Genomic DNA, 3,284 nt, shown 5'->3' on the forward strand with positions numbered 1-3,284 from the left:
CTTTCTGTTATGAAGTGACCTCTTGTCAAGTGTTAATTTCAAGAAATCACTCTTTTTTCTATTTCTTATTTTTCCAATGCCTGGAGCATATGGATAGAGCTTCAGATTTAACAGTTCCCGGCCTTGGCCACTCTGTTATACGTGGATCAGGTTTCCCTGCCGACAGGTCAATGGTCCGCCGTGAACTCTGCCATCTACTAGCGTGAATCAAAGTATTTTATTACCATGTCAACATAGAAAGGGCGCAGATAGTTCGAACCTTAAATGTTTTCTAAAGCCCTATCCATATGTTCCAGTCATTTTTCTGTCAGATGTATGTCGGACAAAGTCCGTCTTACATCTGGCTTGATTACTCTTCATGATATTCTGCTGATATTGTCAACGGCTTGCCGCCCATAGGCGGTGCTTTAGCACCCTTTACGATATCAGCTGAATATCGTACTCATTATGCGATATTATCTGTCATCAGTCCCCACATAAAGCATGCGAGTTCTCTGGCAATTGCAGCTGTTGCTACATTTCTGTTTAACCTCTTATTCATGGTCATTTTATAGAATCTCCGTCTAAGTCTCTCATTCGCTTTATCTGCATATGCTATGACTTGTGGCGTATTTCCTTCTTGCCTTTTCTTTAATGCGACAGATTTATGCCCTATATTTCCTCTTGTGTATGCTTGTGCAGCCTCTATCAGTAACCTGCGAAGATGACTGTTCCCCGCTTTTGTGAGCCCATATCGTTTCTGATTTTCATCACTCGTTTCTTCACTTGGAACAAGCCCTAGAAATGCTGCAAATTTTTCTGGTTTTGCAAATCGTTCGAAATCACCAACCTCTACAACCATTGATAATGACGTATGCGTTTTTACACCTATCAGGCAACCAAGTTTTCTGACTTTTTCCTCATATGTTTCTCCTGATGCAAGTTCCTCGATTCTCTGATCCAGACGTTCTATTTTCTCTGTGAAATACTCATAAGTAATCAGATATTCATCTAGGGATTCCTGAAACACTCCACCAAGTTCTAAAGACTTTAACCATTTCATGTGTGCCATTGTCCAGTAAGTTTTGCCACCTTCAAATTTCTTTCCTAAACGTAAAACCAACGCCAGTATCTGTTGTTTCGTTTTCTTCAGTGTGATTTTCTGATCATCCCTCATTCGGATATATTCTTTAATGGCATTATCTTCATCTGTTGGTACATGTACTTCGCTGTATGTGTGATAGGCAAGACATCTTGCGATGTTTCCTGCATCTCTTTTATCTGTCTTTACTCTGTTTGTATTGGTTATTGCCATTGTTGACGGTGCTAGAATCATGCATTTTACACCATGATCTGTAAGCTGGTGATAGAGCGAATAACCCAGGCATCCAGCCTCATATCCACATACAAACTCTGTATCATCTGCAAATCGGGTTCTAAGTTGTTCAATATATTTTAATATCAACTTATAATCAGCAGATATTTTTTGTTTGTACATCACCTCATCCTTATCAAAGCTGTAGCAGCAAATTGTGTAACTTTCCTTATGGACATCCATTCCAACGTAAACTATACTATTCATATGTGGCCTCCTATTGTATGCGGTAATCCCTGTTACCATTAGTCTTTATCAACTAATATTTTACAGGTAAATCCACGAATCTACAATTGTGAGGTCACTTCATATTATCTACTACAATATATTTATGGTTAATATCCCTTACAGCCAGCAAGGAATTATCCATCTTGTTGCTTAACTGTTAGAATGTAGGTAGCAATCGGTATATCGTCCCCTTTCTTGGACTTAGCGTCCGTAAGATAGACTGATAACCAGCTCCTCATTCGCAGCGTTCGTTTTATGCAGGTTGAACTGCTTCAGGTACGTTCGTGTCACACCACAGTAGATTGAATAGGCAATGAGTAAAACTGGTACTTATCCATTGCAATAATCTAAAGGAGTGACAAATTTATGAACATGAACGCAGTTGGTATTGATGTATCCAAGGGCAAGAGCATGGTTGCCATTCTACGCCCTTATGGTGAGATTGTTTCCTCACCATTTGAAATCAAACACACTTCTGATAACATCCAATCTCTGATTGAACAGATCAAATCTATCGAAGGTGAATCCCGCATAGTTATGGAGCACACTGGTCGTTATTACGAACCATTGGCTCGTGAGCTTTCTCTGGCAAATCTTTTTGTAACTGCCGTAAATCCTAAGCTCATTAAAGATTTTGGAGACAACTCTCTCCGTAAAGTAAAATCTGATAAAGCGGATGCTGTAAAAATAGCCCGCTACACACTTGACAGTTGGACTGAATTGAAACAGTATAGTCTCATGGACGAAACACGTAATCAATTAAAGACCATGAACCGTCAGTTTAGTTTCTACATGAAACACAAAACAGCTATGAAGAATAACCTCATCGGTATCCTGGATCAAACTTACTCAGGTGTTAATACTTTCTTTGACAGCCCTGCTCGTGATGATGGCAGCCAAAAATGGGTTGATTTTGCTACTACATACTGGCATGTGGACTGTGTTCGTAAAATGTCATCAAACGCATTTGTTGACCACTATAAGAATTGGTGCAAACGTAAGAAGTACAACTTCAGCAAAGATAAAGCCGAAGAAATCTACGGAATAGCAAAGGAACTTGTTTCTGTACTTCCAAAAGATGATTTAACCAAACTGATAGTTAAACAGGCCATAGAACAATTAAACACTGCTTCTAAGACCGTGGAAGAACTCCGCACCCTGATGAATGAAACTGCAGCCAAACTCCCTGAATATCCTGTTGTTATGGAACTGAAAGGTGTTGGTCCGTCTCTTGGCCCTCAGCTTATGGCTGAAATCGGAGATGTCACGCGATTCAATCATAAAGGTGCTATTACAGCATTTGCTGGTGTAGACCCAGGTGTAAATGAATCGGGAACCCATGAACAAAAAAGTGTTCCTACTTCCAAGAGAGGCTCTTCTGTACTCAGAAAAACCTTATTTCAGGTCATGGACTGTCTCGTTAAAACGAAACCTCTGGATGATCCTGTATATGCCTTTATAGACAAGAAACGTGCTCAGGGAAAACCTTACTACGTGTATATGACAGCAGGTGCTAATAAATTTTTGCGTATCTATTACGGCAGAGTAAAAGAATATCTTATGTCTCTTCCAGAATGATTAATCCCACACATCCTTTCAGACCAGCAGATAATGGTGGTCTATTTTTCATGCCAGAAAATTAATATAAATTTAATCCCGAAAATCATCAATTTTCTATTGACTTTTTATTTGCAGGCTATCT

At 39.4% G+C, this 3,284-nt stretch carries 2 protein-coding genes; one reads left to right on the plus strand and one right to left on the minus strand.

Annotated features, from left to right (window positions below; all coding sequences use genetic code 11):
* Positions 1–445: 445 nt before the first annotated feature.
* The gene (locus tag PHO71_RS25845) at positions 446–1,561 is read right to left on the minus strand and encodes an IS110 family transposase (RefSeq protein WP_300209057.1); all 1,116 of its coding nucleotides are present in this window, start codon (positions 1,559–1,561) and stop codon (positions 446–448) included.
* Between the two features lie 393 nt (positions 1,562–1,954).
* Here PHO71_RS25845 and PHO71_RS25850 point away from each other — a divergent pair, with 393 nt between their 5' ends.
* Positions 1,955–3,160: an IS110 family transposase gene (locus tag PHO71_RS25850; protein WP_300209058.1), complete on the plus strand. Its 1,206-nt coding sequence runs from the start codon at positions 1,955–1,957 to the stop codon at positions 3,158–3,160.
* Positions 3,161–3,284 lie beyond the last annotated feature (124 nt).

Origin of the sequence: Bacteroides sp. (assembly GCF_028690125.1) — a bacterium.
GTDB lineage: Bacteria > Bacteroidota > Bacteroidia > Bacteroidales > Bacteroidaceae > Bacteroides.

Bases quoted from the DNA above. Each gene is read 5' to 3' on its own strand.
- PHO71_RS25845 (WP_300209057.1), bottom strand. From the start codon at position 1,561: ATGAATAGTATAGTTTACGTTGGAATGGATGTCCATAAGGAAAGTTAC.
- PHO71_RS25850 (WP_300209058.1), top strand. From the start codon at position 1,955: ATGAACGCAGTTGGTATTGATGTATCCAAGGGCAAGAGCATGGTTGCC.